Source organism: Microcella frigidaquae (genome assembly GCF_014200395.1).
Classification (GTDB): domain Bacteria; phylum Actinomycetota; class Actinomycetes; order Actinomycetales; family Microbacteriaceae; genus Microcella; species Microcella frigidaquae.
This window is the reverse complement of sequence record NZ_JACHBS010000001.1, coordinates 823878-850020: the sequence shown is the minus strand read 5'-3', so window position 1 is coordinate 850020 and position 26143 is coordinate 823878. Positions and strand designations below refer to the sequence as shown.

At 71.1% G+C, this 26143-nt stretch carries 26 protein-coding genes; 23 read left to right on the top strand and 3 right to left on the bottom strand.

The genetic code is table 11. The features are described 5' to 3' along the window. Positions 1–248 precede the first annotated feature (248 nt). The 9 genes from rplS to BJ959_RS04200 all read left to right on the top strand — a co-directional run bounded on the left by rplS (position 249) and on the right by BJ959_RS04200 (position 10294). On the top strand, positions 249–596 hold the full coding sequence (gene rplS / locus BJ959_RS04240) for a 50S ribosomal protein L19 (RefSeq protein ID WP_153981590.1): 348 nt from the start codon (positions 249–251) through the stop codon (positions 594–596). Positions 597–701: 105 nt separating this feature from the next. Further along, entirely contained in the window at positions 702–1436 is a 735-nt protein-coding gene (gene lepB, locus BJ959_RS04235) for a signal peptidase I (RefSeq protein WP_153981591.1), read from the top strand. A gap of 10 nt (positions 1437–1446) precedes the next feature. Continuing rightward, positions 1447–2109 carry a ribonuclease HII gene (rnhB, locus tag BJ959_RS04230; RefSeq protein WP_341800008.1) on the top strand — a complete coding sequence of 221 codons (663 nt, stop codon included), beginning with the start codon at positions 1447–1449 and terminating at the stop codon, positions 2107–2109. Between the two features lie 4 nt (positions 2110–2113). Next, on the top strand, positions 2114–2437 hold the full coding sequence (locus tag BJ959_RS04225; RefSeq protein ID WP_047567403.1) for a DUF2469 family protein: 324 nt from the start codon (positions 2114–2116) through the stop codon (positions 2435–2437). A 117-nt stretch (positions 2438–2554) separates the two neighbouring features. Beyond that, complete coding sequence (locus BJ959_RS04220; RefSeq protein ID WP_153981593.1) at positions 2555–6016, top strand: hypothetical protein; 3462 nt, start codon at positions 2555–2557, stop codon at positions 6014–6016. 161 nt (positions 6017–6177) lie between these two features. Further along, positions 6178–6540 carry a YraN family protein gene (locus BJ959_RS04215; protein ID WP_153981594.1) on the top strand — a complete coding sequence of 121 codons (363 nt, stop codon included), beginning with the start codon at positions 6178–6180 and terminating at the stop codon, positions 6538–6540. Continuing rightward, entirely contained in the window at positions 6540–8060 is a 1521-nt protein-coding gene (locus BJ959_RS04210) for a YifB family Mg chelatase-like AAA ATPase (protein ID WP_153981595.1), read from the top strand. Before BJ959_RS04215 ends, BJ959_RS04210 begins: the two co-directional genes overlap by 1 nt. Further along, positions 8060–9325: a DNA-processing protein DprA gene (dprA, locus tag BJ959_RS04205; RefSeq protein WP_153981596.1), complete on the top strand. Its 1266-nt coding sequence runs from the start codon at positions 8060–8062 to the stop codon at positions 9323–9325. Before BJ959_RS04210 ends, dprA begins: the two co-directional genes overlap by 1 nt. A gap of 33 nt (positions 9326–9358) precedes the next feature. Next, a complete protein-coding gene (locus BJ959_RS04200) occupies positions 9359–10294 on the top strand; it encodes a phosphodiesterase (protein WP_153981597.1) in 936 nt (311 codons plus the stop codon). On the opposite strand, the gene BJ959_RS04195 is transcribed toward BJ959_RS04200, so the two are convergent. After that, positions 10291–10824, bottom strand: coding sequence for a MarR family winged helix-turn-helix transcriptional regulator (locus tag BJ959_RS04195; protein ID WP_341800010.1), 534 nt, complete (start codon positions 10822–10824; stop codon positions 10291–10293). The two genes, BJ959_RS04200 and BJ959_RS04195, sit on opposite strands and share 4 nt — an antisense overlap. A gap of 91 nt (positions 10825–10915) precedes the next feature. On the opposite strand from BJ959_RS04195, the gene BJ959_RS04190 reads away from it, so the two are divergent. Both BJ959_RS04190 and BJ959_RS04185 read left to right on the top strand, forming a co-directional pair. After that, positions 10916–13057 carry an MMPL family transporter gene (locus tag BJ959_RS04190; RefSeq protein ID WP_183321868.1) on the top strand — a complete coding sequence of 714 codons (2142 nt, stop codon included), beginning with the start codon at positions 10916–10918 and terminating at the stop codon, positions 13055–13057. Between the two features lie 22 nt (positions 13058–13079). Continuing rightward, positions 13080–14039 carry a tyrosine-type recombinase/integrase gene (locus BJ959_RS04185; protein WP_424960751.1) on the top strand — a complete coding sequence of 320 codons (960 nt, stop codon included), beginning with the start codon at positions 13080–13082 and terminating at the stop codon, positions 14037–14039. Between the two features lie 45 nt (positions 14040–14084). Here the strand turns inward: BJ959_RS04185 and BJ959_RS04180 are convergent, their stop codons facing one another. Continuing rightward, positions 14085–14615, bottom strand: coding sequence for a peptidoglycan DD-metalloendopeptidase family protein (locus tag BJ959_RS04180; protein WP_153981599.1), 531 nt, complete (start codon positions 14613–14615; stop codon positions 14085–14087). 279 nt (positions 14616–14894) lie between these two features. Between BJ959_RS04180 and rpsB the strand changes: the two genes are divergently transcribed. The 12 genes from rpsB to BJ959_RS04120 all read left to right on the top strand — a co-directional run bounded on the left by rpsB (position 14895) and on the right by BJ959_RS04120 (position 25054). Beyond that, positions 14895–15836 (top strand): 30S ribosomal protein S2, encoded by a 942-nt coding sequence (gene rpsB / locus BJ959_RS04175; RefSeq protein ID WP_153981600.1) that lies wholly within the window; start codon positions 14895–14897, stop codon positions 15834–15836. Positions 15837–15845: 9 nt separating this feature from the next. Then, entirely contained in the window at positions 15846–16673 is an 828-nt protein-coding gene (gene tsf / locus BJ959_RS04170) for a translation elongation factor Ts (protein ID WP_153981601.1), read from the top strand. A gap of 116 nt (positions 16674–16789) precedes the next feature. Next, positions 16790–17503: a UMP kinase gene (gene pyrH, locus BJ959_RS04165; RefSeq protein ID WP_153981602.1), complete on the top strand. Its 714-nt coding sequence runs from the start codon at positions 16790–16792 to the stop codon at positions 17501–17503. Between the two features lie 77 nt (positions 17504–17580). Next, a complete protein-coding gene (locus tag BJ959_RS04160; RefSeq protein WP_153981603.1) occupies positions 17581–18843 on the top strand; it encodes a hypothetical protein in 1263 nt (420 codons plus the stop codon). Positions 18844–18865: 22 nt separating this feature from the next. Beyond that, complete coding sequence (locus BJ959_RS12965) at positions 18866–19795, top strand: EamA family transporter (RefSeq protein ID WP_153981604.1); 930 nt, start codon at positions 18866–18868, stop codon at positions 19793–19795. 121 nt (positions 19796–19916) lie between these two features. Further along, positions 19917–21137, top strand: coding sequence for a hypothetical protein (locus BJ959_RS04150; protein WP_153981605.1), 1221 nt, complete (start codon positions 19917–19919; stop codon positions 21135–21137). A 97-nt stretch (positions 21138–21234) separates the two neighbouring features. Further along, positions 21235–21789, top strand: coding sequence for a ribosome recycling factor (gene frr, locus BJ959_RS04145; protein ID WP_153981606.1), 555 nt, complete (start codon positions 21235–21237; stop codon positions 21787–21789). Further along, positions 21790–22761 (top strand): phosphatidate cytidylyltransferase, encoded by a 972-nt coding sequence (locus BJ959_RS04140; protein ID WP_153981607.1) that lies wholly within the window; start codon positions 21790–21792, stop codon positions 22759–22761. Positions 22762–22799: 38 nt separating this feature from the next. After that, positions 22800–23351: a DivIVA domain-containing protein gene (locus tag BJ959_RS04135; protein WP_153981608.1), complete on the top strand. Its 552-nt coding sequence runs from the start codon at positions 22800–22802 to the stop codon at positions 23349–23351. Positions 23352–23392: 41 nt separating this feature from the next. Then, positions 23393–24031 carry an aggregation-promoting factor C-terminal-like domain-containing protein gene (locus BJ959_RS12960; protein ID WP_341800011.1) on the top strand — a complete coding sequence of 213 codons (639 nt, stop codon included), beginning with the start codon at positions 23393–23395 and terminating at the stop codon, positions 24029–24031. A 10-nt stretch (positions 24032–24041) separates the two neighbouring features. Next, positions 24042–24344, top strand: a complete 303-nt coding sequence (locus tag BJ959_RS04125; RefSeq protein ID WP_153981609.1) for a hypothetical protein — start codon at positions 24042–24044, stop codon at positions 24342–24344. Continuing rightward, entirely contained in the window at positions 24341–25054 is a 714-nt protein-coding gene (locus BJ959_RS04120) for an alpha/beta hydrolase (protein ID WP_153981610.1), read from the top strand. The genes BJ959_RS04125 and BJ959_RS04120 overlap by 4 nt, the downstream gene beginning before the upstream one ends. Positions 25055–25075: 21 nt before the next feature. Here BJ959_RS04120 and BJ959_RS04115 read toward each other — a convergent pair whose 3' ends face one another. Further along, on the bottom strand, positions 25076–26137 hold the full coding sequence (locus BJ959_RS04115; protein WP_153981611.1) for an AI-2E family transporter: 1062 nt from the start codon (positions 26135–26137) through the stop codon (positions 25076–25078). Positions 26138–26143 lie beyond the last annotated feature (6 nt).

Below are 26143 nucleotides of genomic sequence, written 5' to 3'. Positions count from 1 at the left end.
GTCGGTAGCAAGGACCGGCGATGAGTTCATAGTGTGATGCACCCCCTCGAGTCATCCCCCGATGACCCGGCTCGTTCTCTCCATCGTGCCACTGATTGGGCGTGGGGCGCACACTGTGGCATCATTTCTCTTTGTGCCTCGGCGCGTCTCTGCCACAGGGGAGCCGTGATTCTGCGGGGCACGCGCGAATCTGAGACTGTCCCCAGAGCCGCGATCGACCTGTGGCGGTCGCAGAGAGCGAATCACTCATGCACATCCTCGATCACGTCGACGCCGCCTCGCTGCGCACCGACATCCCCGAGTTCCGCCCCGGCGACACCGTCAAGGTGCACGTGAACATCATCGAGGGCAGCCGCTCCCGTATCCAGGTCTTCCAGGGCGTCGTCATCGGCCGCTCGAACGAGGGCATCCGCGAGACGTTCACCGTCCGCAAGGTCAGCTTCCAGGTCGGTGTCGAGCGCACCTTCCCGGTGCACTCGCCGGTCATCGACCACATCGAGGTCGTCACCCGCGGTGACGTGCGCCGCGCCAAGCTCTACTACCTGCGCAACCTGCGCGGCAAGAAGGCGAAGATCAAGGAGAAGCGCGACAGCTGAGCCTGCCGCTCCACCCTGCTCGAGGGCCCCGTCGACGTGTCGGCGGGGCCCTCGGCCGTTCGGCCCGGCTGCGCCCCTAGACTGGCGGGGAGCACCTGGGGAGTCATGACTGAGCACACCGCGCCCGCCGACGGCGGAGCATCCACCGGCCGTCGGGCATCCCGCGGCTCCGCGGGGCGAGGGGTCCTGCTCTTCCTGCGCGACGTCGTGGTGATCGTCGCTGCCGCGCTCGTCATCTCCTTCCTCATCAAGACCTTCCTGATCCGATCGTTCTACATCCCGTCGGAGTCGATGGAGTCGACGCTGCTGGTCAACGACCGCATCATCGTCAACCAGCTTGTGCCCGAGGTCATGCCTCTCGAACGGGGCGACATCGTGGTCTTCCGTGATCCGGGCGGCTGGCTGACGGCCGTGCCGACCACCCCGCGCACCCCGCTCGAGGAGGCGATCGACGGCGTGCTCACCTTCGTGGGCCTGAGCGCGGGCGACAGCGACGAGCACCTCATCAAGCGCGTCATCGGCTTGCCCGGCGACCGCATCACCTGCTGCAACGACCTCGGGCAACTGAGCATCAACGGGGTTCCCCTCGACGAGCCGTACGTGCTGCTGCCTCCCGACAGAGTGGCGGTCAGCGGGCAGGACTTCCAGGAGGATGTTCCGGAGGGAACCCTGTGGGTGATGGGCGACAACCGCTACGACTCGTCCGATTCACGCATCAACGGCGTCGTGCCGATCGCGGATGTCGTCGGTCGCGCCGTTGTCATCAGCTGGCCCTTCAACCGCTGGCAGTGGCTCGACAACTATCCGCTCGTCTTCGACGGCGTCGAGCGCGCGGAGTGAGGTCGCGGCGGTGACCGCGGCGCCGACCCTCGACGTCGAGCGCTCACTGCTCGCCGAAGGCGCGTCGGCCGTCATCGGTGTCGATGAGGTCGGTCGGGGCGCGATCGCCGGGGTGGTCGCGGTGGGCGCGTGCGCACTGCTGACGGTGACGGATGCTCCGCCCGAGCGCCTCCGCGACAGCAAGCTGCTCAGTCCGGCGCGGCGGGCCGAGGTCGAGCCGCAGGTGCGGGCCTGGGCGGCCGCGGTCGCGGTGGGGGAGGCGGAGCCGGCCGAGATCGACGACCTCGGCATCGTCGCCGCGCTGGGCCTCGCCGGGCGGCGCGCGCTCATCGCCCTGCACGAGGCCGGGGTGCCGGTCGCGGACGCGACGGTGCTGCTCGACGGCAGCCACGACTGGTTGACGCCCGCGTTGAGCCTCCCGCCGCGCATCGTCACCCGGGTGAAGGGCGACCGCGACTGCGCGAGCGTGGCGGGGGCATCCGTCGTCGCCAAGCAGCACCGCGACGCTCTCATGGCGGCCGACCACGAGCGATGGCCGGTGTACGGCTGGGCCGGCAACAAGGGCTACGGCAGCGCCGAGCATCTTGCTGCTGTCGCCGCGCACGGTGCGTCGCCGCGTCACCGGGTCACCTGGCTGCGGGGGCCGACCCTGCTCGACGGTCTAGACTCGTGACGCCATGGACGACGAGGATTTCGACGACTACGACCGCGAGGTCGAGCTCGCGCTGTACCGCGAGTACCGCGACGTCGTGTCGCAGTTCCAGTACGTGGTCGAGACCGAGCGCCGCTTCTACCTCGCGAACGAGGTCGAGCAGGTCGTGCGCGACATGGGCGGCGACTTCTACTTCGAGCTGACCCTCACCGACGTCTGGGTGTGGGACGTCTACCGCGCCGACCGCTTCGTCAAGAGCGTGAAGGTGCTGACCTTCAAGGACGTCAACGTGGAGGAGCTCGGCAAGAAGGAGCTCAAGCTGCCCAAGGAGCTCGCGCTCGACGAGTAGCGGTTTCCGGCAGCATCTCGTTCCGCTCCAGGTATTCGTCATACGTCAGAGACAATCTCGGGTTAGCATTCGGTGACCGCGCCGACCCGACGGCGCCCCGGCTCGAGGCTGATAACCATGGTGGCTCCCCTCTCACGTCTCCGCCGCGCGCTCATCGCGACTCTCGTGCTCGTCCTCGGGCTTTCCGGCGCCGTGGTCGTCACCTCGACCGCGCAGGCGGCCGTCAGCGCGCCGATCCTCTCGCTGGGCTCGCTCATCGGCAACACCACGAACTTCACGACGGCGAATGTCTTTGTCGAGGACGGCGTCGACATGGAGGTCTCCGTCTGGTACCTCGAGCCCGGTGTCAGCGATCCGGCTGCGCGCCAGTTGTTCTGCACCATCACGGTCACGGCCGCTGGTCCGGCAGGCGGCAACTGCGGCGGCACGGTGCCGAGCGGCGAGCTCGGGATCTACACGTTCTTCGCGACGGCCGACGACGGAACGGGGGAGAGCCCGGCGAGCCCGCTGAGCTCGTTCCGCTATGGCGAGTCTGCCAGCAGCGTTCCCCTGGTGGTGGATGGCCCGCTCGGGAGCGGCGGATCGCTCACGCTCGAGACACCCACCGTGGAGATCAGCGGCACGGCACCCGCGATGAGTCGGGTGGAGGTGCGGGCCACCTCCGTCGATCCGCTGACCTTCGCCATCATCTGCGTCGTCGATCCGGTGCCGGTCTCCGGTGAGTTCTCCTGCTCCGCTGCGCTGCCGCTCCCCACCTACGGGCAGTGGACGGTGACGGCCACTGCCCGCGACGTGAACTTCGCGCTCGCGGCGGACCCGCCGAACTACCCGTACACGGTTGTCATTGCGCCGCCGGAGCCGCTCGTCGCGGCAGCCGTCACGGCAGAGACCCTGACGGCAACGGTCGACGGCGCGCCCGGTTCGAACGTCGGCGCCGAGATGCTCCTCAACGGGTTCGGCACGTCGACCAGCGCAGGGTTCTGTCCCGCGACCTGGACCGGGAGCCCTCTGACACCTCCGACCGACGGCCCCACCGTCGCCTGTACCTTCACGGGGCTGCCCGCGGGAGTTCACATTCTGGAGTCCGCACACTTCCTCAACGCGACCGCGACACTGGGTCGTGAAGACGCGATATACGTTCCGGCGACGCCGACTCTCGCCGTCGAACCGGTGCCGGGTGGGGCGATCTTCCGCGGCACGGTTGATCCGCTCAGCGACCAGCTCACCATCGCCAGTGCTCGGCTCGACGCCCTCGAGGTCGTCGTTCGCGACGCGGCCGATCAGGTCGTCTGCACCGCGGATGCTGACCTGAGCACCGGCGCCTGGGAGTGCGGTGCGGAGCTCGAGTCGGGAACAGACAGCTTCTCTGCCGAAGCGCGCGCGGTCGGCTTCGGCTTCAACCCGGACGCGTTCGGCGAAGTCGACGGCTACATCGGCGGCACCTCGTCCGCGACGCCCTCCGTGGCGACGAGCATCCCGGCGGCGACGGGCGTGGCGACGCCGGAGGTGACCTACGAACTGGGTGCCGCATCCATCTCGGTGGACGCGGTGGGCCTTCCCAACAGCGCGATCCAGATCGATCTGTACCGGGTCGAGGTGCCGCCGGGTGATGAGTACCAGTACGGGGCGTCTGTTGGCCGTTGCGGACTGCAAACCGAGGATGTCGGTGAGGGCGGGCCCATCGGTGGCATTCCCCCGACGAGTCCGTCGGTGGTCGATGACTGCGCGTTCACCGGGCTCGAGCCGGGAATCTGGAACATCTACGGGCTCCAGTACTACTACTACGACAGCAGCGGGTACATCGACCACTACGTGATGATCCCTGAAGCGCCCTCCCTGACCGTGATCCCGAGCGGGCCGGGCCAGGTCGTCGCGAGCGGCACGGGCGATCCGGGATACCGCGTGCAGGTGCGTCAGCTCGGCGGGGCGGCCGCGTGCGCCACCACCGTCACAACCGGCGGAACGTGGAGCTGCACAGTCACCGGCCTCGCCGGCGACGTCCTCCTGCGGGCGCAGCAGCAGTCGCAGGGCTTCGTTGCCGATCCGCCGACGTTCTTCGGCGCGCTGGCGTCGTACGACGGCTTCTCTGCCTGGACGGCTCCCCGTGCGGTGACGGTTCCGGTCGCCGGGCTGCCCGCCGTCGATTCCGGTCCGCTGGTCTGGATCCTCGAGGGCTATGACGGGGGCGATCTGACGCCGGGGCAGCAGCTCTCGCTGCGAGCCCGCGGACTTCCCGTCGGCACCGACGTCGTGATCGAGATCCGGTCCACTCCGCAGGTGCTTGGCAGCGCCGTGGCCGACGCGCTCGGCGAGTTCGCCCTGGATGTGACGGTGCCCGAGGACCTCGCGCCGGGCGAGCACACGCTGGTCGGCATCGCCACCCCGCCCGGCGGCGTGGCCTCTGTCATCGAGATCCCGGTGACGGTCGTCGCCCCCGCATCCACCGATGACGACCTCGGTTCCGGGGCTCCGGACGATGACGAGCCCGTCGCCGCGCCGGATGGCGCCGGGACCAGCGCCGGTGACCGCTCCGACCCGGCCGCGCCGTCGGCCATCACCTCGAGCATCCCGACTCTGCAGCGACTGTTCGACGACCCCTGGGTGTTCGCGGCGGGTGGGGGACTCGCTCTTGCGTTGCTGCTGCTCGTGGCCTTCCCCGCCGAGCTGCTCAACAGCACGTTGTCGTCGAACACAGGCCGTCTGGGGCGCTGGTTCGTTGCGATCGAGCGCCGCGCCGAGCGGGCGACCGAGTGGTTCACCCGCGTCTCACGCACTCGCGCGCTGGCCGCAGCGGTGCTGGTCGGCCTCACCTCGCTGATCTTCGGCTTCGTGGACCCCGAGTACGGGTTCGACCCGGTCTCGGTGCGGATGACCGTCTCCCTCGCGATCGGCCTGTTCCTCATCACCTACGTGTCGGCGTGGATCAGCGGCGCGATCGCCCGCCGGGCGTGGGGGCTCGAGACGCAGGTCACCCTGCAGCCCGTCGCCCTGCTCTTCGCGGTCGTCGGCGTGGTCGTCGCCCGCATCCTCGAATTCTCGCCCGGATTCCTCATCGGTCTCGTCATCGGTCTCGATCTTCTGAGCCGTGTCGACGCCGCGGTGCGGGCGCGCGTCGTGGTGCTCAGCACGAGTGTGACGGTCGGCATCGCGGTGGCCGCGTGGTTCGGGTTCTCGGCCCTGACGGCGCTGTCGAGCGGGACGCCGGGCTGGGTCGAGCTCCTGATCAGCGACGCGCTGGTGGCGACGACCGCCGAGGGCCTGACGGCGGCGATGGCTTCGCTGCTGCCGCTCGGCTTCCTGGCCGGGCACGAGGTGTTCCGGCACTCCAAGCCGCTGTGGGCCGGCACATTCATCGTGGTCGCGATCCTGTTCGCCCTCATCGTTCTGCCGACTGCGGCCGGCGAGACCGCCGCGGTCGAGGACATGGCGTTCTGGATGCTCGTCATGGCGATCTTCGCTGCCGTGACCCTCACGCTGTGGGCGCTGCTGCAGTTCACGGGCAATGGCTCTCGCGACGGCGATGAGGAGGGTGTCGAGGACGGCGCCGAGGAGGAGGCCGCGACGGCTTCCGCCCGCTAACCGGTCGGGCCGCGCGGTTCTCACCGTGCGGCTCGGGATGCTCGCACCGCGCCACCCGGGTGTCCTCCCCAGCGCAGCAGCGTGTCACGGAGCCGCACCGCTCACGCCCCCGCAGCCCGCCCCGGCCCTGCCATGCTTCACGCTCTCCCGCGGGAGGCGACATGGCACGCAAAGACGATCTCGGCCGCGCTGGTGAGCAACGGGCGGTCGAGCATGTGACGGCGCTGGGCTGGCGGGTGCTCGACCGCAACTGGCGGTGCCGCGAGGGCGAGCTCGACGTCGTCGCGCTCGATGGCAGCACGACGGTCGTGGTCGAGGTGAAGACCCGATCGAGCCTGGCGTTCGGGCACCCGCTCGATGCGATCACGCCGCGCAAGCTGGCGCGGCTGCGGCGCCTCGCCGGCGCCTGGTGCGCGGCGCATCCCGTCGGGGCGTCCGCCGCTCGCGCGCTGCGCATCGACGTGATCGCCGTCGTGGCCGGCCCTGCCGGCACCACTCTCGACCATCTGCGGGCGGTCGGCTGATGGCTGTCGCTCGCACGCTCGCGATCGCCCTGCACGGCATCGACGGCGCGCTCGTCGAGATCGAGGCCGATCTCGCCAACGGCCTGCCCGCCTTCACGATCATCGGCCTCCCCGACGCGGCGCTCGGTGAGGCGAAAGACCGGGTGCGCGCCGCGGCCGTGAACTCCGGATGCGATCTGCCGGCGCGAAAGGTGACCGTCAATCTTTCGCCGGCCTCGCTGCCCAAGCACGGCTCGGGGTTCGACCTCGGCATCGCGGTCGCCGCGCTGGCCACGACCGGCATCATCGATGCGGCGGCCATCGACCGGATCGTCCACGTCGGCGAGCTCTCGCTCGACGGGCGGCTGCGTCCGGTGGCCGGCGTGCTGCCGACCGTGCTCGCCTCCCGTCGCGCGGGAGCCGCCGCGGTCGTCGTGCCGAGCGGCAATGCCGACGAGGCGCGGCTCGTGCCGGGCATCCGCATCATCGCGGCCGCCTCGCTGCGAGACGTGCTCATCGGGCACGGTGCCCGGCTCGAACCGGTCCCGGTCGATGCCCTCGAACCGCCCGTGTCGGTCGCCCCGCGCGTCGAGACCGGTGACCTGGCCGACGTCGTCGGGCACCCCGAGGCGGTCGAGGCGCTGCAGGTGGCCGCGGCCGGAGGTCATCACCTGCTCATGCTCGGGCCGCCCGGTGCGGGCAAGACCCTGCTCGCGAGCCGTCTGCCCGGTCTGCTGCCCGACCTCGACCCCGACTCCGCCGTCGAGGTCAGCTCGGTGCGCTCGCTGGCGGGCCTGCCGATCGGTCCGACGCTGCAGACCCGTCCGCCACTCGAGGCACCTCACCACAGCGCCACCATGGCCGCCCTCGTCGGCGGTGGCAGTGGCCTGGTGCGCCCCGGGGCGATCTCGCGAGCGAGCCACGGTGTGCTCTTCCTCGACGAGGCTCCGGAGTTCTCGGCCAGCGTGCTCGACGCCCTGCGGCAGCCGCTCGAGACCGGCGAGATCACCATCCACCGCGCCAGGGCCGTAGCGCGCTTCCCCGCTCGATTCCAGCTGGTGCTCGCGGCCAATCCCTGCCCCTGCGGTCAGGGCGGAGGGGATGACTGCACCTGCACGTCGCTCATGCGCCGCCGCTATCTCGGGCGGCTCTCCGGGCCGCTGCTCGACCGCATCGATCTCCATGTGACGGTCCGTCGGGTCGGTGCCGCGCAGCTGACCGAGAACGGACCGTCCGCGATGACGACGGCGCAGGCGCGGCAGCGGGTCGTCGCCGCCCGTGCCCGGGCCGCCGCGCGGTGGGGTCAGGAGGGGTATCCGGTCAACGCCCTGGTGCCCGGAACCCTGCTGCGCTCCGATCGCTGGCGCCTGCCGGCCGCCGATCGGGCGACGCTCGACCGGGCTCTCGAGCGCGGAGCTCTCACCATGCGCGGCTACGACCGCGTGATTCGAGTCGCCTGGACCGTGGCGGATCTCGAGGGCGACGAGCGCCCGGGCGCGGATCACGTCGGTCGTGCTCTCTACCTGCGGAAGGGAATCTGATGGGGTTGTGGACGATCGACGACGACCGGCTCCGTGCCGCCCTGCTGGCCGTGCGCCCCGACGACACGGCCCTCCACGACGAGGAGGATGCCGGTCACCTCGCGGAGCTCGTCGCTCGAGTCGTGTGGAGCGTGCTGATCGAGCCCGGCGACCGGGTCGCCGGGCTCCTCATCGAGCGGCTCGGCGCTGTCGAGCCCGCCCGGGTGGTTCTCGACGGCGCGAGCGGCGCCGTCCTCGCCGCGCGGCTGCCCGGGGAGCTCGGGGCCGATGAGCTCGAGGCCGCCCTCGCCCGGTGGCGCCCACGAGCACGCTGGGCGGACATCCTGCGCGCCCTCGAGGGTGCCGCTCGCTGCGGTGCCCACCTCATCGTGCCGGGCGACCCGACATGGCCCGAGTCCTTCCTCGCGCTCACCGACAGCCCGCCAGCGCTGCTCTGGGCGCGCGGCGATGCGAGCCTGCTGCGCCGCCCGTCGATCGCCGTCGTGGGGGCTCGCGCCGCGACCGGGTACGGCGAGCATGTCGCCATGGAGCTCGCCGCCGGACTCGCCGCGCGCGACGCGGTCGTGGTCTCCGGCGGAGCGTACGGGATCGACGGCATGGCGCACCGTGCGGCCCTCGCAAGCGGCGGCGCCACCATCGCGGTGCTCGCCGGGGGGCTCGATCGCCTCTACCCGAGCGGCCACGAGGCGCTGCTCACCCGCATCGCCGAGCAGGGCCTGCTCCTCTCCGAGGCGCCCTGCGGCTCCGCGCCGACGAAGTGGCGCTTCCTGCAGCGCAACCGGCTGATCGCGGCGCTCGCCGACGCCACCGTCGTGATCGAGGCCGGTCGCCGGTCGGGCGCGCTCAGCACCGCCGGCCACGCCCTCGGCATGGGGCGTCCCGTCGGGCTGGTCCCCGGACCGATCACCAGCGCGGCCAGTGCGGGGTGCCATCACTTCCTTCGCGCCTTCGAGACGACCCTCATCACCAGCGCCGCCGATGTCATGCGCCTCGCCTACGGCGATGACGGCGTACTGCCCCTCGACGAGGCCGGAGAGGAGTCGACCCGGCCCACGGGCCAGAGCGCCCTGCACACGCGCGTGCTCGACGCTCTGCGGCCGCGACGCGGCATGGGCGTGGAGGAGATCGCCCGCGCGGTCGGCGAGAGCCCGGCGACCATCCGAGGCGCGCTCGGGTCGCTCGAGCTCGACGAGCGGGTGCAGCTCGGTCACGACGGCCTGTGGCGGCGGGCGGGGAGTCGCGCGAGCGAGCGCTCCGCATCCTGATAGCGGTTCACCGTCGGCGGGTACCCTGTCGCCATGACGCAGATGGGACAGTACCCGCCGGCCAGCCACGTGATCGCGCACATCTCCGACACGCACCTGCTGGGGGAGGGGCGGGCGCTCTATGGCAAGGTGCCCGTCGAGGAGCGCCTGGCCGCGGCTCTGCGCCGTCTCGAGGCCGGGCCGGTCCGGCCCGATGCGTTCGTCTTCACGGGCGACCTCACTGACCTGGGTGAGCCCGATGCATACCGCCGGCTCCGCGCGGCAGTCGAACCCGTCGTGCAGCGCATGGGTGCCGAGCTCATCTGGGTGATGGGCAACCACGACGAGCGTGCCCCCTACGCTTCTCTGCTGTTCGACGAGCCCGAGACCGACGCACCCCAAGACCGCGTCCACGACATCCGCGGCCTGCGAGTGATCTCGCTCGACAGCACGGTGCCCGGGTATCACCACGGTGAACTGACCCGCGCCCAGCTCGATTGGCTCGCCGGTGTGCTCGCCGAGCCCGCGCCGCACGGCACCGTGCTCGCCCTCCACCACCCGCCCGTGCCGACGCCGCTCGAGGTGATGGCCGTGCTCGAGCTGCACGATCAGCCGGCGCTCGCCGAGGTCCTGCGCGGCACCGATGTGCGGGTGATCCTCGGCGGCCACCTCCACTACTCGACGCACAGCACCTTCGCGGGCATCCCCGTCTCGGTCGCCGCCGCCACCTGCTACACCCTCGACCTGGGTGCTGATGCCGAGCGTCTGCTGAGCGGCGTCGACGGCGGTCAGTCGTTCGACTTCGTGCACGTGTACGACGATCAGGTCGTCAGCTCGACGATCCCGGCGGCGAGCTTCCCCGAGGTGACCGGGTTCTCCGTCGAGTACCGGCCGATGATCGAGGCGATGCCCGCGGATGTCCGCCACGAGCAGCTCTCGAGCAAGGCGTCGCCGCTCAACCTCAACGAGGCCGCGGCGAGCGAGGTCTAGTCCGCGCGCCCCGCCAGCGGGGTGTTCTCCGCGCCCTCGGGCCGCTTCCAGGAGCGGAGCCGGTCGGTATCGCCCGCATGTCCGCGGTACGCCTCGACCACCGTGCCGAGGTAGCGCACGATGATCTCCTGCTCCTCCGGCGGGAGGTCGCGGATCGCCTGGTCGACCGCCGTCACCATCGGCACGATGCGGCGCATCGCCTGTCCGACCGATGCCGGGGCGGGCACCACCAGGGTGCCGCGGCGATCCTCTGGGTTCGGGATGCGGTGCGCGTGCCCGGATGCCTCGAGCCGGTCGATCACGGTGGTGACCGCCGCCGTCGAGAGCTCGAGCCGCTCGGCGAGGGCGGTCGGGCTCAGCGGTCCGGATGCGATGAGGTGCTCCATCGCCGAGAGGTCGGTGGGGTTGACCGAGAGCTCTGCACCCAGCGCCCGCTCGAAGTCGTCGGTCACGTCGATGAGCTCGCGCAGCAGGAGCGTGGCGGCATGCGAATCCCCGAAGCTGGGAGTCTGCTGGGCCGATTCGCTCACGGGTCGAGTCTACCGCTACTTTGTTCGATGGTCGAATGATTCGATGATCTGACGACTTGTCCTGCATCCCGATCACCCGCAGAGGAGCCCCGTGAACGCGATCACGCGTTTCATCACCGCCGCCCGAACGTCCTGGATCGTCCTCGTCGTCGGCATCGCCGCGACGGCCGGTCTGTTCGTCGCCGCCGGCTACCAGTCCGCCGACTCGGCACCGCCCGTCGGGCTGCCCGACTCGGCCGAGTCGGTGCAGGCCGCCGAGCTCGCCGAGCAGTTCGCCGACGAGGGTGCCACCAGCGCCTTCCTGATCTTCGGACGCGAGAGCGGCGAGCTGACCGACGATGACATCGCCGCGATCACCGAGCGCACCGTCGAACTGGCCGACATCTCACTGGAGGGCTTCGTTCCGCCGCCCACCGTGTCGGAGGACGGCACCACCGCGCTCGTGGTGCTGCCGCTCGAGGTGGAGGACCGCGTCTCGGTGCAGGCCGAGCGCGCCGACGAGATCCGTGCCCTCGCCGTGGACGGACTGCCCGACGGCGTGCAGGTGTGGTTCACCGGGGCCGAGGGCTTCGCGGTCGACTTCGCGGCGGTGTTCGAGGGTGCGAACTTCCTCCTGCTGGGAATCACGGCGCTCGTGGTCGCGCTGCTGCTGATCATCACCTACCGCAGCCCCATCCTCTGGATCGTGCCGCTCGCCGTCGTCGGCGTTGCCGACTTCATCGCCGGCATCGCGGCCCGTCTCGTGGCCGACGCGGCCGGCATCACTCTCGACGGTTCGGTGACGGGCATCCTCTCGGTGCTCGTGTTCGGTGCCGGTACCAACTACGCCCTGCTGCTCATCGCGCGCTACCGCGACGAGCTGCGGCTCAACCTCGACCGCCGCGTCGCGATGGCCATCGCTCTGCGCGGCGCCGGTCCCGCGATCATCGCAAGCGGCTCGACCGTCGCGCTCGCGCTCGCGACCCTGCTGTTCGGCGAGCTCTCGGGCAACCGCTCGCTCGGTCTCGCCGGTGCGGCCGGCATCGTGGTGGCGATGGCCTACGCCCTCCTCGTGCTGCCGGCGGCGCTGGTCGTGTTCGGCCGCTGGCTGTTCTGGCCGCTCGTTCCGCGGTACGGCTCGGCCGACAAGGTGTCGCGCAGCCCGTGGGGCAAGCTCGGCCGTGCGGTCAGCAAGCGCCCCGTCATGGTCGCCATCGTCGGCTTCGTCGTGCTGGGCGCCATGGCCTCCGGTCTGGCCACGGTCACGGTCGGTCTCTCGCAGAACGACCGCTTCATCGTCAAGCCCGAGGCCGTCATCGGGCAGGAGCGCCTTGCCGCCGCCTTCTCGGCGGGCAGCTCGGCCCCCGCGACCGTCATCGCCTCGGCCGACACGGCGGAGGAGGTCGTCGAAGGCATCCTCGACATCGACGGAGTCTCCGAGGCGACCATCGGCGCGCAGAACGACGACATCGCGAGCATCAGCGTGATCCTCGACGCTGACCCCGAGAGCGAGGAGGCGTTCGCGCTGATCCGCGACCTGCGGCTCGCGCTCGACGACCTCGGCGACGGGCAGGCGCTCGTCGGCGGCAACGACGCGGCGGCTCTCGACCAGCGCGACGCCCAGGCGCGCGACCAGAACCTGGTCATCCCGCTCGTGCTCGTGCTCGTGCTGCTCGTCCTGATCGTGCTGCTCCGTGCTCTCCTGGCGCCGCTGCTGCTGCTCATCGCCGTGGTCGCGAGCTTCTTCAGCGCCGTCGGCATCGGCTCGGTGCTGTTCACGACCGTCTTCGGGTTCCCGGGCATCGACACCACGGTGCTGCTGTTCAGCTTCATCTTCCTGGTGGCGCTGGGTGTCGACTACTCGATCTTCCTGGTGACCCGGGCGAAGGAGGAGGTGCCCACGCTCGGCACCTCGGAGGGCATGATCCGCGCCCTCGCGGCGACCGGTGGCGTCATCACCAGCGCGGGCATCCTGCTCGCGGCGGTCTTCGCGGTGCTCGGCGTGCTGCCGCTCATCGCCCTGACCCAGGTCGGCGTGATCGTCTGCATCGGTGTGCTCATCGACACCCTGCTCGTGCGCACGGTCATCGTGCCGGCGCTCACCTTCATCGCGAAGGACCGCTTCTGGTGGCCGCGTCGTCCCGAGCTGACGGATGCGGAGGCCGCCGCCCGCGGCGCCAACGGGCAGGCCGAGCGCATGCCCGACGAGCTGCCCGAGACGGACACGCGCGAGAAGGAACCCGTCGGCGCGTAGCCCGAGGGCGCATGCTGGAGGGGTGCAGCACCCCGACTCCGTGCGGGAAGCCCCGATCGCTCGGGATTCCCGAACCGCTCTGAGCGCAGCGGCCGCCGACTACCGGCGGTCGCTGCAGCTCGAGCGCGGGGCGAGCCCGCACACCCTGCGGGCCTACGCCGGCGACCTCGCCGCCCTCGAGGAGTACATCGAGCAGCGCGGGGCCGAGCCCGACCCCGCGCTGCTCGACCTCGAGCTGCTGCGCGAGTGGGTGTGGAGCCAGGCTGACGCCGGCCTCGCCGCCTCGACGCTGGCGCGTCGGGTCTCGACCGTGCGCGGCTTCACCGCCTGGCTCGCGCGCACGGGGCGGGCAGCTGGCGATGCGGGGGCGCGGTTGCGGGCCCCGCGCCCCGACCGGCACCTCCCGCGCGTGCTATCGCGGGCGCAGGTCGACGCCCTGCTGGCCGGGCTGGAGGCGCGTGCCGGCAGCGGCGACCCCGGTGCGCTGCGCGACCTCGCCGTCGTCGAGCTGCTTTACGCGAGCGCGCTGCGGGTGAGCGAGCTCGTCGGCCTCGATGAGGGCGACATCGATGTCGAGCGCCGGGTGGTGCGCGTGCTCGGCAAGGGAGCGAAGGAGCGCGTCGTGCCGTTCGGGGTGCCCGCGGCGCGGGCGCTCTCGACCTACCGCGACCGCGGCCGCCCGGCTCTGGTCGGGGAGGAGGCGACGACCGCGGTCTTCCTCGGTGCGCGCGGGGCGCGGCTCTCGACCCGGGCCGTGTACGGACTCGTCGCCGCGATCCTCGCGGAGGTTCCGGGCAGCGGACCGTCCGGCCCGCACGCCTTCCGGCACACGGCCGCCACGCACCTTCTCGATGGCGGTGCCGATCTGCGCGCCGTGCAGGAGATCCTCGGCCACGCCAGCCTCGGCACCACCCAGATCTACACGCACGTCAGCGCCGAGCGGCTCGCGGCGGCCTATCGCACGGCCCACCCGCGCGCCTGACGCGGCCGACCCGCGGCGCACGGCGCGCGGCTGAGGGCCCCCGACTCAGGGCGTCAGCGGCAGGAGCACCGCCCGCTGCAGGCCGCCCAGGTACAGCAGCGGCGACACGTACTCGCCGGCCAGTCGCACCCCCAGGTGAACGCAGGGCGCGGCGCGCGGCGCGGTGGCGCAGTGCCCCGGCAGCAGATGGCCGATCACCTGGCCCGCCGCGACCCGGTCGCCCTCCGCGACGATCGGCTCGACCGGTTCGACGGTCGCGAGCAGCTGCCCGTCGCGAACGGTGACGACCGGGCGGTCGACGACCACGCCCGCGAAGTGGATCACCCCCGCCATGACCGCCCGCACCTCCGCCCCCACCGCCGGCGCGCGGAGGTCGACGCCGCGGTGCCCGGGCGCCCACGGTTGCGCGGGAGCGAGGAAAGGGCGCTCGACGACCCGCGGGCCGTCGACCGGCCACACCCAGCCGGCGGCGTGCGGCCCGGGCACGGAGGCGGCCGCGGGAGCGAGCGGGGGAGGCAGGGTCAGCAGGGTCATCGAGAGCAGGGCGACCAGCGCGGTCGAGACGGTGCGTCGCATGGCGCCAGGATGCCCGCGGCGAGCATCCCGCCCCCGCCAGGGTGCCGCCCCGGTGGCCGGCAGCCGCGCGCGGAGACCGGGGAGGGACCGGTGATATGCTGGGCGACGCAGTCGTGCGCGTCACGGCTGACTTCGCGTGCCCACCGCATGGCGCACACTCCCATCAGTCCGCAGCCGCCCGAGCGATCGGGGTCGAGGCCTGCCGGTCGGGAGCAGCGCCGGGCACCAGGGCCCCTCCCGTCGGGCGGGGCGACAACTGAGAACAGAAGGAGTACGGCCATGGCCGTCGTCACCATTCGCCAGCTGCTCGACAGCGGCGTGCACTTCGGGCACCAGACCCGCCGCTGGAATCCGAAGGTCAAGCGCTTCATCCTGACCGAGCGCAGCGGCATTCACATCATCGACCTGCAGCAGTCGCTCGCCTACATCGACAAGGCCTACGACTTCGTCAAGGAGACGGTCGCCCACGGTGGCACCATCCTCTTCGTCGGCACCAAGAAGCAGGCGCAGGAGTCGATCGCCGAGCAGGCGACCCGCGTGGGCCAGCCCTACGTTAACCAGCGCTGGCTCGGTGGTCTGCTGACCAACTTCCAGACCGTGTCGAAGCGCCTCGCTCGCATGAAGGAGCTCGAGGAGCTCGACTTCGACGACACGACCAAGGGCTTCACCAAGAAGGAGCTCCTGATCAAGAAGCGCGAGCTCGACAAGCTGCACAAGTCGCTCGGCGGTATCCGCAACCTCACCAAGACCCCGAGCGCCATGTGGGTCGTCGACCCCAAGCGCGAGCACCTCGCGATCGACGAGGCCAAGAAGCTGGGCATCCCGGTCATCGGCATCCTCGACACGAACGCCGACCCCGACGAGCTGGCGTACCCGATCCCGGGCAACGACGACGCGATCCGCTCGGTCGCGCTGCTGACCCGCATCATCGCGGATGCTGCTGCCGAGGGCCTGATCCAGAAGCACCAGAAGCCCGGGGCCGAGGGCAACGTCTCCGCCGTCGAGCCGCTGGCCGAGTGGGAGCGCGAGCTGCTCGAGCAGAGCGCCGCCGCCGAGGCCGCTCCGGCCGCCGAGGTCGTCGCGGAGGAGGCGCCCGCCGTCGAGGCCGCTGCGGAGGAGGCCCCCGCCGAGGAGGCCGCCGCCGAGAAGCCGGCCAAGAAGGCTCCCGCCAAGAAGAAGCCCGCCGCCGAGGCTGACGCCCCGGCCGCTGAGACCGAGTAAGGAACCCCTATGGCGAACGTCAGCCTGGAAGACATCAAGATCCTGCGCGAGCGCCTCGGCACCGGCATGGTCGACACCAAGAACGCCCTGGTCGAGGCCGAGGGCGACATGGAGAAGGCCACCGAGATCCTCCGTCTCAAGGGTGCGAAGGGCAACGCGAAGCGTGCCGACCGCTCCACGAGCGAGGGCCTCATCGCCGCCCACGAGGGCGCCGGCGCGACCACCATGATCGAGCTCGCCTGCGAGACCGACTTCGTCGCCAAGGGCGAGAAGTTCGTCGCCCTCGGTGAGCGCGTGCTCGCCGCGGTCGTCGCTGCCGGTGCCGCAACGGTCGAGGCCGCCCTGGCCGCGCCGGTCGACGGCACGACCGTCGGCGCGATCATCGACGAGGAGGCCGCGATCATCGGCGAGAAGTTCGAGCTGCGCCGCGTGGCGCGCCTCGAGGGCTCGCAGTTCGCGGTCTACCTGCACCGCACCAACAAGGACCTGCCCCCGCAGGTCGGTGTGGTCGTGTCGTACGAGGGTTCCGACGCCGAGACGGCGCGCAGCATCGCGCAGCACATCTCGTTCGCCGACCCGCAGTTCCTGACGCGCGACGAGGTTCCGGCTGAGACGGTCGAGAACGAGCGCCGCATCGTCGAGGAGATCTCGCGCAACGAGGGCAAGCCCGAGGCCGCCCTGCCGAAGATCGTCGAGGGTCGCGTCGGTGCCTTCTTCAAGCAGGTCGCCCTGCTCGAGCAGGACTACGCCCGCGACAACAAGCTCACCATCGCCCAGGTGCTCAAGGATGCCGGTCTGACCGTGACGGGCTTCGCCCGCTTCAAGGTCGGCGCCTAGTCGCCGACGTGCGTCGACGGGGTCCGGGATGCTCGCATCCCGGACCCCTTCTGCATGCTCCGCGCCCACTACGCTGAACACGCCCCCACGACACCCCACGAGGAAGATCGAGGCTCATGACCGCTGACCGCCGCCGCCGTGTTCTGCTGAAGCTCTCGGGTGAAGCGTTCGGAGGGGGATCGCTCGGCGTCAACCCCGACGTCGTGAGCGCCATCGCGCGCGAGATCGCCGAGGCGGCCGCCGACGTCGAGGTGGCGATCGTGGTCGGCGGCGGCAACTTCTTCCGCGGTGCTGAGCTCAGCCAGCGCGGCATGGACCGCGGGCGGGCCGACTACATGGGCATGCTCGGCACCGTCATGAACGCGCTCGCTCTGCAGGACTTCCTCGAGCAGGCCGGCGCCCAGGTGCGCGTGCAGTCGGCGATCCAGATGACCCAGGTCGCCGAGCCGTACATCCCGCTGCGGGCCGAGCGGCACCTCGAGAAGGGCCGCGTCGTCATCTTCGGCGCCGGCGCGGGGCTGCCGTACTTCTCGACTGACACGGTCGCGGCACAGCGCGCTCTCGAGATCGGGGCGGTGGAGGTTCTGGTGGCGAAGAACGGCGTCGACGGCGTCTACAGCGATGACCCGCGCCGTAATCCCGATGCCCGCAAGCTCGATGCGGTCACGTATCAGGAGGCCCTGGTCTCGGGGTTGAAGGTGGTCGATTCCACCGCGTTCTCGCTCTGCATGGACAACGGCATGCCGATGGTCGTGTTCGGGATGGAGCCCGCGGGCAACATCGCGAAGGCGATCCGCGGCGAGGCGATCGGCACGCGCGTCTCGAACTGAGCTCATCCTTGGTCGAATAGGTATGATGTAAAGGACGCGACCGCGTCGCCCGCCGACGACCTGCCGGGAGAGCATCCATGACCGACGCTGTCACGATCGCGACCGGAGTGCCCGGCATCAGCGTGCGGCTCCTGCCGACCGAGCGCTTCACGTTCGGCAGCTTCGTCGACTGCAACATGGCGACGGCGTGGGTCGGTGACCGGTTCCGCATCTTCCCCGGCAAGTACGGGGAGGACCCGGTCTGGGGTCAGGCGAACGAGCTCAAGCACGCTGACGGGGCAACCGTCGCCGAGGCCTTCTCGCGCCGCCCGGAGGAGTTCGTCGAGCCCGCCATGCCGCCGAACACGCCGCCGGGCACACCGGGGCTGCACGGTGCGGTGTGGTTCGAGACCGTCTACCAAGACCCGTCCGACGCCACCGGTCGCACCCTCTACGCGCTCTACCACAACGAGAACTACCCCGAGACGCTGCCCTACGACCCGGCGACGGGGGAGGGGCTGCGGGCCGACGACTGGCCGCCCGGGCTGACCGGGCCCGAGTCGGTGCAGGCGGTGCCGCGCATCGGCATCATGACGTCCCTTGACGGCGGGCTCAGCTGGGAGAACCGCGGCATCCTGCTCGAAGACCGCGATGAGCGGATGATCCGCCTCCCGGTCAACCGCAACAACTGCTTCCCGGGCGGGGTCGGCGACCCGAGCGCTGTCGCCTCCGGCGACCACCTCTACGTCTTCTACGGCGAGTACGCGTACCCCACGGCGTGGAGCGCCGAGACCTGGGATCGCGAGACCGAGGCCGCCGCGCAGTGCGTGAGCGTCGCACGGGTGCCGCTGTCGGCGCTGGACGACCCGACCGGCGCTGCGCGGCGCTGGAGCGGCACCGCCTTCGATGCGCCGTGGGACGGCGTGGGTCAGCCGATCGCGAGCCTCCGCATCCCGACCGCCGAGGGCGGTGGCGCCGTCTCGCAGGGCGACGAGCTCTACTACTGGGGCCCCTCGGTCAGCTGGAACGAGCACCTCGAGTGCTGGGTCATGCTGCTGGGCCGCGTCGACGGCAGCTTCTGGGTCGGCGACAGCCTGTTCCTGTCGGTCAACCCGCACCGCGACCTCGGCGAGGGCGACAACGCCCAGCAGTGGTCGACCCCGGTGCGCATCGTGCACCGCCCCGGCCACACGCTCTGGTACCCCTCGCTGCAGCCGACCGACTCGCCCGAGGATCTCGCGGCGAAGCGCACCTGCCTGCGGCTCGGGCGCGAGGCGCGGCTGTTCTTCAAGGACATGAAGGACGACCAGCACGTGTACATCAGCGACTTCCGCGTGGAGTTCGTGCGCGAGGAGCGCTGAGCGCGCGCTCTAGGCTGAGCCGGTGACCGCCGCCCTCCTGCTCATCGGGGCGACCCTCGCGCACGCCGCGTGGAACATCGCCCTGAAGAGCGCCGGTGCGCGCGGTGCCGGATTCCTCGCCGCGACCCTGCTCGTCGGCGTCGTGGCCTTCGCCCCGATCGGCCTGCCCGCCCTGCTGGCGGGTCTGCCGTCGACCGGCGACGGCCTCGCTCTCGCCGGGCTCCTCGTCACCGGCAGCGCGGCACTGCAGGTCACGTACTTCCTGCTCCTCCAGCGGGCGTACCGCGTCGCCGATGTCGGGGTCGTCTACCCGGTCGCGCGGGGCACCGGGCCGCTGCTGAGCATCCTCGGGGCGCTGCTGCTGCTCGGCGAGCGGCCGGGGCCGATCGTGCTGCTCGGTGGCGCCTTCGTCGTCGCCGGGGTCGTCGTCATCGGGCTCGCCAGCGCGCACGGCGCGGGAAGCGACGGCGCGCCGGGCGCGTCGCGGGACGGGGCCGCGGCGCAGCGGCGGGTGCGCGGCGTCCGGGCGGGCGCGCTGGTGGGTGTCGTCATCGCCGCGTACTCGCTGTGGGATGCGGCCGCTGTCACGCGCGCCGACCTGGACCCCATCGGCTACTACTGGGCGAGCATGGTCGTGCAGCTGCTCGTCTTCGGCGTGCTCGTGGCGCGCCGGCCCGTCGCCCTCGCGGATGCTCGGGCGCACGCCTTGGCGGATGCTCGGGCGCACCCGTGGGCGGTGCTCGTCGTGGGCATCCTGTCGCCGCTCGCCTATGTCGCGGTGCTCGCCGCCTACCAGCTCGCCCCCGTCGCGGTCGTGGCGCCGGCGCGCGAGGCGAGCGTCGTGCTGATCGCCCTCGCCGGCTGGCTGATCTTCCGTGAGCCGCACCCGGCGCGGCGCCTGCTCGGCAGCGTCGTGGTGCTCGCCGGCATCGCCCTGCTCGCGCTCGGCTGAGCCGACGGCGCGCCGGGACAATCGGGACCTTCGGCCTGCTGTGCGACGCCTGAACGCCCTGCTATTGTTCGGAACTGAATGCGTTTCGCGCATCCCCGCCCCTGAACCAGAAAGTCCCGACATGACTGTGTCCCGCACCCGCCGCATCTCCGCTGCGGCGCTCGCCCTGGCCCTCGGTACGGCCGGCATCCTCGCTGCCACTCCGGCGAGCGCCGTCACCGAGCGCGTTCTCACCACCGACTGGTGGTGGTCTGACGTCACCGATGAGGGCATGATCGGCGATGCCTTCCCCTTCTACGAGGACTACCTCGGCAGCGGTGTCGACGTCGAGGGCTTCACCGACGATGCCTTCGACGACTTCCTCCAGATCTCCGCGGACGTCACCTACGGCGTGACCACGCTGCCGCTCGACTACGCCGGCGTGTCTCGCGCGACGGTCGGCGGGCTCACCACGATCGTGGCGAGCGCCACCGCCGACTTCGGCGACGGGGTCTCGGTCGTCGTGCAGCGGACGCTCGAGCTGCAGGGCTCGTTCGCCCGGTGGAGCTGGACCGTGACGCCGACCGGTGCGACCGCTGCCGAGTTCACGATCGTCGAGGACGGCAACCTCGGCTCGGATGAGGACTCGGTGTTCCTCGGCAGCGGCGCGACGCGCGTCTCGTACGAGGATGGCGGCAACGACCCGATCATCGGCTACAGCTTCGCCAACATGAGCCCCACCGTGGCCGATGGCGACGACGACGTGGTCGTCACGTTCACCGGTGACCAGGCCGCGGTGCTCACCGTCGCGCTCTGGGACTTCGACCCCTGCTCGTTCGACGCGGCGCTCGCGGCTGCCCAGGCGGCCCTGCCCACGCTCGCGGCCGACTTCGGTGACGCTCTCGGCTCGTTCTACGCCGAGGACTGCCTGACCGTCGAGACCCCCGCCCTCGTGAGCGGTGCGACCGACCAGCGCCTCGACATCATCGAGTCGGCCGACCTCGAGTCGAACTGGGACTACCTCTACGGTGGGGCGATCGCCGACCCCGAGGACGGACTCACCTTCGTCGTGCTCGACGCTCCGGCGGGTCTCTCGTTCTCCCTGGTGGCCGACGACGTCGACAACGATGAGCCGCAGCTGCGGATGACCGGCAGCCCGACGACGGGGGGTGAGGTCCGCCTGCTCTTCTACTACACCGATGGCGACAACTTCTACCCGCTCGAGGTGGCCTTCGACGTCGAGGTCGGACTCGCCGCGACCGGGCCGAGCGACGTGGCTCCGGCCGTGCTGGGAGTCGCCGCCGCATTCCTCGGCGCGGGCGCCCTGCTGCTGGTGGCCCGGCGCCGCTTCGCGCGGCGCTGACGCCCAGCCGGACACCTCTCGGGGGTGCGCGCCGACCGGCGCGCACCCCCGAGCCGTCCGCACTAGACTCGGGCTCGACCCACTGAAGGAGCAGCACATGATCGCCGACGTTCTGGCCGAGGCCACCGAGAAGATGACGAAGGCCGTCGAGGTCGCGAAGGAGGACTTCGCGACGGTTCGCACCGGTCGTGCCAACCCGCAGCTGTTCCAGAAGATCATGGTGGAGTACTACGGCACGCCCACGCCGCTTGCGCAGCTCGCGAGCCTGCAGAACCCCGAGGCGCGCACCATCATCATCACGCCCTACGACAAGAGCGCCCTCAAGGAGATCGAGAAGGCGATCGTGAACTTCCCGAACCTCGGCGCGAACCCGAGCAACGACGGCGAGATCATCCGCGTCACGATGCCCGAGCTGACGGAGGACCGTCGCAAGGAGTACGTGAAGATCGTCAAGCAGAAGGCAGAGGACTGCAAGGTCGCCATCCGCAACGTGCGTCGCAAGGCCAAGGACGACCTCGACGCCCTCAAGAGCGAGGTCGGCGATGACGAGGTCGCCCGCGCCGAAAAGGAGCTCGAGGCGATCACCAAGCGCGCCACCGACGCGGCCGACGAGGCGTTCAAGAAGAAGGAAGCCGAGCTGCTCGAGGTCTAGATGGCCGACACCGAGAACTCTCCTGAGCGCCCGCGTCGCGGACGCGCGGCGTCGGCGCGCGACGAGGTCGAGGCCGCCATCCACGACATCGAGACCAAGGTGCACGATCTCGAGGCGAAGGCCCGCGAGATCGACGCGCGCATCGAGGCGCGTGCCGGCCGCAACCTGACGAAGGCGATCTTCTTCGGCCTCGTGCTGGGCTTCTCGCTGCTGTTCAGCCTCATCGTGGTCAAAGAGCTGTTCATGCTGTTCGCGGGGGCCCTCGTCGCCTTCACCGTCTACGAGCTCGCCAGCGCCCTGCGCTTCGCCGGCCGCGACATCCCGCGCGTTCCGCTCGTGGCCGTCTCGCTCGGCATGGTGCCGGCCGCCTTCTACGGCGGCGCCGCGGGCCTCTGGTGGGCGTACCTCGCGGCGGTCGGCATCGTCAGCCTGTGGCGCATCGTCGAGACCGTGCGGCCCGCGATGCGGCAGCCGAGCGTCTCGCTGCGCACCGACCTCGCGGCCGGCATCTTCGTGCTCAGCTACGTGCCGCTGCTGGCCGGGTTCGCCGTCGTCATGACCGCCCGCGACGGCGGGCAGTGGTGGGTGCTCGCCTACCTCATCGTCGTCATCGCGATCGATACCGGCGCGTACGCCTCGGGCATCCTCTTCGGCAAGCACCCGATGGCGCCGCGCATCAGCCCCAAGAAGACCTGGGAGGGCTTCGCCGGCTCGGTCGTCGCCGCGACCATCGCGGGCATCCTGCTCGCGGTGCTGATGATCGGTGCCGAGTGGTGGGTGGGGCTCGTGCTGGCGCTGACCCTGGTCGGGGTGGCGACCCTCGGCGACCTGACCGAGTCGCTCATCAAGCGCGACCTCGGCATCAAGGACATCTCGACCTGGCTGCCCGGGCACGGCGGCTTCCTCGACCGCCTCGATTCGATGCTGCCGGCGACGATCGCCGCGTACGTGATCTTCAGCCTCCTCGGCTGACCGTGCACGCGCGCGCGCGACTGCGGCAGAATGGGGCTGTGACCTCGACCTTCCCGCTCGCCCGCTCCGGAAAGCCCGGCTACGACCAGGCCGAGGTCGACGCGTTCCTCGACCGGGCCCGCGAGGCCTTCGCCGCGACGGCAGCCGATGCCGGGATGTCGAGCGATGACATCCGCCACACCGCCTTCCGCGTCCGGCGCGGCAAGGGGTACTCCGCCCGGCACGTGGATGCTGCGCTCGAGCGCCTCGAGGAGGCCTTCGCCGCGCGGGAGCGGGAGCGGGAGCTCGCGAACCGGGGCACGGAGGAGTACCACGCCGAGATCCGAGCCCTTGCGCAGGAGATCATCGATCGACTCGCCCGCCCGGACGGGGCGAAGTTCCGCCGGGTGAACCTGTTCGCGCGGGGCTACCACCCGGCCGATGTCGACGCCTTCTCCGCCCGGATCTCCGCCTACGTGCAGGAGGGGCGCGCCCTCCCGGTGGAGGTCGTCCGCACCATCGCGTTCCGGTCGCGGTACCGCGGCTACGACGAGGCGCAGGTCGATCTGCTGCTCGACGCGGTGGTCCGCGTCATGCTCGCGCTCCGCTGACCCCGGGGCTCGGCCCGGGCATCCGGTAGACTCGACCCACTGTGGGCAGGCATGCAGCGGCGACGACGCGCCCCACTGCACAGCAGACGCGACGCGGGGGCGCTGCTCAGCGACCCCAGGCGGCGTCTGTCGAGCGCCATGTCCGGCGGCCCTGGTCGCTGCCCCTCTTCGCCTCCGTCGCCTCGGCCGCGCTCGTCCTCGCCGTCATGACCGACCACTCGCCCGTCATGGCGATGGAGGTCTCGGCGCCCGGTCCGCAGGCTCCCGGGCAGGAGGTCCTGGCGACCGATGACTACGTGAGCAGCATCGATCGCGGCGAGTGGAAGACCTCGCAGCTGGTCGCCTACGGCGTCGCACCCGCCGCGGGCACGCCCGACCCGGGTTCGGCGAAGGCGATCGCTCGCGAGATGGTCGAGGCCCGCGGCTGGGGCTCCGCGCAGTACGACTGCCTCGTGGCGCTGTGGAACAAGGAGTCGGGCTGGAACGTCTACGCCCACAACAAGAGCTCCGGCGCCTACGGGATCCCGCAGGCGCTGCCCGGTAGCAAGATGGCGGTGGCCGGCGCCGACTGGGCGACCAACCCGCGCACCCAGATCACCTGGGGTCTCGCCTACATCACGGGCCGGTACGGCAACCCCTGCGGCGCGTGGGAGCACAGCCAGCGCGTCGGCTGGTACTAGGCGCGGCGCCATGCCCCGCAGCAACCGGCCCCGTAGCCGCCGTGGCGCCGATCGCCCGGACGAGCCGCTCGACCTCGATCGGATCACCGCCGGACTGCGGCGGGTGGAGACCAAGCGCTCCGGCAGCTGGAACGTGCAGCAGGTCGGGCAGGCAGCGGCTCAGAAGGTCTACCGCTGCCCCGGGTGCGCGCTCGACGTGCCGATCGGTCAGGCGCACATCGTCGCCTGGCGCGCCGACGGACTGATGGGCGAGGCGGCCGACCTGGCCGATCGCCGACACTGGCACAGCCACTGCTGGAGGATGGAACCGTGAGCGAGGAGATCCGCAGCGCCACTCTGCTGCCGGCGGTGCGCACCGACATCGAGCTGCGCACGAGCGACGGGCTGACGCTCGTCGGCGAGCTCGCGGTGCCCGAGAGCCACGACCCGGTGGCCACCCTCGTGTGCCTGCACCCGCTGCCGACGGCGGGGGGATTCATGGACTCCCATATCATCCGCAAGGCGGCCGCCCGCCTGCCGGCGATGGCCGACCTCGCGGTGCTGCGGTTCAACTTCCGCGGCGTCACCTCGGCGCGCGGCACGAGCGAGGGCACCTTCGGCCACGGCGATCTGGAGCGTCTCGACCTCGAGGCCGCGATGGCGTTCGTCGCCGAGCGTGGGCTGCCGGCCCCCTGGCTGCTCGGCTGGTCGTTCGGAACCGAGGTGGCGCTCAAGCACGGCCTCGAGCATCCGGTGGTCGGGGCGATCCTGCTGTCGCCGCCCCTGCATCGCACGCGCGAGGACGAGCTCGCGGCGTGGGCCGGCAGCGGCAAGCGGCTCGTGGTCGTGGTGCCCGAGCTCGACGATTACCTGCGCCCGGCCGAGGCGCTGGAGCGCTTCGCCGTGGTTCCCGAGCGCGAGTTCGTCGCGGTCGAGGGCGGCAAGCACCTCTGGGTGGGGGAGAACCAGACGGTGCGCGTGCTGAGCGAGATCGTCGCGCGCCTCAACCCCGCCGTGCTGCCCCTGCCGACCCACTGGCCGTGAGGCCCGCGGCCCGGGCCGCGTTCAGCGCTCGTCGAGCTTCGGGACGATCACCTGGTCGATGACGATCAGGATCGACGCGGCCACCGGGATCGCGATGAGCGCTCCCAGGATGCCCAGCAGCGTGCCGCCGATGAGCGCGGCGATGACGACCACGACGCCGGGCACCTTCACGGCCCGATTCATGATGTTCGGGCTCAGCACGTACGCCTCGACCTGCATGTAGACCAGGTACCAGACGGCGGCGGCGATGACGGTCGCGATCGACTCGGGGTTCACGAGCAGCTGCGTGAGAACGATGAGGATCGAGCCGGAGAGGGTGCCGACGAGGGGCACGAGCGAGAACAGGAACGCGATGAAGGCGAACAGCGCCGGGTAGGCGGCCCCGATGGCGCTCAGGAAGATGAAGCTCGCGACGCCGTTGATGAGCGCGAGGCCGACCTGCCCGACGACGTAGCGGCCGACCGCGTGCGAGACCTGCTCGGCGATGTCGATGAAGGTGTCGCGCCGCGACCGCGGCACGAGGCGGTACAGGGCGCGCTTCATCGAGCCGAGCGAGGCGGTGAAGTAGAGCGTCAGGATGAGGATGATGAGCGCGCCGAACACGCCGGTCGCGATCGAGACGCTCACCGAGAGCACCCCGCCACCGATCTGCGCCAGGTTGTCCGGGTCGGTGAGGTAGGCGAGCACGGCCTGCGCCGCCTCGCGGATGTCGAGCACCTCGACGGGGATGACCGCCTGCACCTGCGCCAGGAGCTCGTCGAGGAGGCGCGGCGTCGTCACGTAGCGAGTGATCTCGGCGATCAGGCGCGACGACTGCTCGAGCACCACGGGGATCAGCGCGAACACCAGGCCCGTGAACAGGCCGAGCACCCCGATCAGCACGGTCACGAGGGCCGCCCAGCGCGGCCACTTGCGCGATTCGAGCCAGGAGATCAGCGGGTCGAGGCCGAGCGCGATGAAGATCGCCGCCCCGATGTAGGTGAGGATCGTCGCCAGTGATGCGAACGCCCCGCCGATGAGCAGGGCGACGAGAACGCCCAGACCGCCGAAGATGCCGAGGCGGAACGCGTTGTGGATCTTCACCGGATG

Excerpts from the sequence above, each read along its gene's own strand:
- BJ959_RS04200 (WP_153981597.1), top strand. The coding sequence starts at position 9,359 with ATGACGCAGATGGGACAGTACCCGCCGGCCAGCCACGTGATCGCGCAC.
- BJ959_RS04125 (WP_153981609.1), top strand. The coding sequence starts at position 24,042 with ATGCCCCGCAGCAACCGGCCCCGTAGCCGCCGTGGCGCCGATCGCCCG.
- frr (WP_153981606.1), top strand. The coding sequence starts at position 21,235 with ATGATCGCCGACGTTCTGGCCGAGGCCACCGAGAAGATGACGAAGGCC.
- dprA (WP_153981596.1), top strand. The coding sequence starts at position 8,060 with ATGGGGTTGTGGACGATCGACGACGACCGGCTCCGTGCCGCCCTGCTG.
- BJ959_RS04150 (WP_153981605.1), top strand. The coding sequence starts at position 19,917 with ATGACTGTGTCCCGCACCCGCCGCATCTCCGCTGCGGCGCTCGCCCTG.
- rplS (WP_153981590.1), top strand. The coding sequence starts at position 249 with ATGCACATCCTCGATCACGTCGACGCCGCCTCGCTGCGCACCGACATC.
- tsf (WP_153981601.1), top strand. The coding sequence starts at position 15,846 with ATGGCGAACGTCAGCCTGGAAGACATCAAGATCCTGCGCGAGCGCCTC.
- BJ959_RS04215 (WP_153981594.1), top strand. The coding sequence starts at position 6,178 with ATGGCACGCAAAGACGATCTCGGCCGCGCTGGTGAGCAACGGGCGGTC.
- lepB (WP_153981591.1), top strand. The coding sequence starts at position 702 with ATGACTGAGCACACCGCGCCCGCCGACGGCGGAGCATCCACCGGCCGT.
- pyrH (WP_153981602.1), top strand. The coding sequence starts at position 16,790 with ATGACCGCTGACCGCCGCCGCCGTGTTCTGCTGAAGCTCTCGGGTGAA.
- BJ959_RS04220 (WP_153981593.1), top strand. The coding sequence starts at position 2,555 with ATGGTGGCTCCCCTCTCACGTCTCCGCCGCGCGCTCATCGCGACTCTC.
- BJ959_RS04180 (WP_153981599.1), bottom strand. The coding sequence starts at position 14,615 with ATGCGACGCACCGTCTCGACCGCGCTGGTCGCCCTGCTCTCGATGACC.
- BJ959_RS04210 (WP_153981595.1), top strand. The coding sequence starts at position 6,540 with ATGGCTGTCGCTCGCACGCTCGCGATCGCCCTGCACGGCATCGACGGC.
- rpsB (WP_153981600.1), top strand. The coding sequence starts at position 14,895 with ATGGCCGTCGTCACCATTCGCCAGCTGCTCGACAGCGGCGTGCACTTC.
- BJ959_RS04140 (WP_153981607.1), top strand. The coding sequence starts at position 21,790 with ATGGCCGACACCGAGAACTCTCCTGAGCGCCCGCGTCGCGGACGCGCG.
- BJ959_RS04160 (WP_153981603.1), top strand. The coding sequence starts at position 17,581 with ATGACCGACGCTGTCACGATCGCGACCGGAGTGCCCGGCATCAGCGTG.
- BJ959_RS04225 (WP_047567403.1), top strand. The coding sequence starts at position 2,114 with ATGGACGACGAGGATTTCGACGACTACGACCGCGAGGTCGAGCTCGCG.